This window comes from Alphaproteobacteria bacterium, from assembly GCA_030739735.1.
Classification (GTDB): domain Bacteria; phylum Pseudomonadota; class Alphaproteobacteria; order UBA7887; family UBA7887; genus UBA7887.
In genome coordinates, this window is the sequence record JASLYQ010000045.1 from 1 (window position 1) to 837 (window position 837).

2 protein-coding genes are annotated in these 837 nt (G+C 49.0%); both read left to right on the forward strand.

The window, feature by feature from the left end; genetic code table 11:
* Positions 1-178 (forward strand): urease subunit beta (locus tag QF629_12950; protein ID MDP6014429.1); only part of this gene is annotated, 178 nt, incomplete at its 5' end.
* The coding region (locus tag QF629_12955) for an urease subunit alpha (protein MDP6014430.1) at positions 178-837 on the forward strand (660 nt) is incomplete at its 3' end. The genes QF629_12950 and QF629_12955, both read left to right, overlap by 1 nt.

Consider the following 837-nt stretch of genomic DNA (forward strand, 5'->3'; position numbering starts at 1 on the left):
TGAGGCCTTGAAATTTGATCGCGAAAAGACAAAAGGCTTCCGCCTCAATATACCTGCGGGTACGGCAGTAAGATTTGAACCAGGGCAAGAGCGCGAAGTTGAATTGGTTGCCTATTCAGGATCCAGACAGGTTTATGGGTTCAATGGAAAAATTATGGGACAGTTGGAGAGCGAATAATGAGTGAGATAAGTAGACGAGCTTATGCTGACATGTATGGCCCCACAACGGGTGACCGAGTGCGTTTGGGGGATACGGAACTGTGGATTGAAGTCGAGCAGGATAAAACTTCCTATGGTGAGGAAGTCAAGTTCGGCGGTGGCAAGGTCATTCGGGATGGAATGGGGCAGAGCCAAAGAACTTCCAAAGAATCGGTGGATGTTGTGATTACGAATGCTTTGATCCTCGACCATTGGGGTATCGTCAAGGCCGATATCGGAATTAAATCGGGTCGGATTGTAGGTATAGGAAAAGCTGGGAATCCTGACGTACAACCTGATGTTGACATCATCATCGGTCCCGGGACGGAAGCGATTGCAGGGGAAGGGCTCATTGCTACTGCTGGTGCCCTGGACGCGCATATCCATTTCATTTGTCCACAACAAGTAGATGAAGCACTTATGTCTGGAATTACAACCATGCTTGGAGGTGGTACCGGTCCAGCGGCTGGGACAAACGCGACAACCTGTACGCCGGGACCATGGAACATTCAGCGCATGTATCAGGCTGTTGAAGAATTGCCGATGAATTTTGGTTTTATGGGAAAAGGAAATGCCAGTCTCCCTGCCGCTCTTGAAGAGCAGGTTCTTGCAGGGGCTATGGGATTAAAATTGCATGAA